Source organism: Idiomarina sp. Sol25 (assembly GCF_033052775.1).
In the GTDB taxonomy this organism is placed as follows: domain Bacteria; phylum Pseudomonadota; class Gammaproteobacteria; order Enterobacterales; family Alteromonadaceae; genus Idiomarina.
Genome location: NZ_JAUPEW010000127.1, coordinates 1 through 269 on the forward strand (window position 1 = coordinate 1; position 269 = coordinate 269).

Annotated in this window: 1 protein-coding gene; it reads left to right on the forward strand. The window is 62.1% G+C overall.

What is annotated here, in order from left to right; genetic code table 11:
- A partial coding sequence (gene hypB / locus Q5L94_RS13735) for a hydrogenase nickel incorporation protein HypB (protein ID WP_317498914.1) occupies positions 1–269 on the forward strand: 269 nt, incomplete at both ends.

The window sequence follows — 269 nt, forward strand, 5'->3', positions numbered from 1 at the left end:
GGCGTGTCGGCGATCCAGGTCAACACCGGCAAGGGCTGTCACCTCGATGCCGCGATGGTCGGCGAGGCCTATGACCGGCTGCCGGGGTTGAACGGCGGCCTGCTCTTCATCGAGAATGTTGGCAATCTGGTCTGCCCGGCAGCGTTCGATCTCGGCGAAGCCTGCAAGATCGTGGTGTTCTCGACCACCGAGGGCGAGGACAAGCCGCTGAAGTACCCCGACATGTTCGCAGCCTCGTCCCTGATGCTGATCAACAAGATCGATCTTGC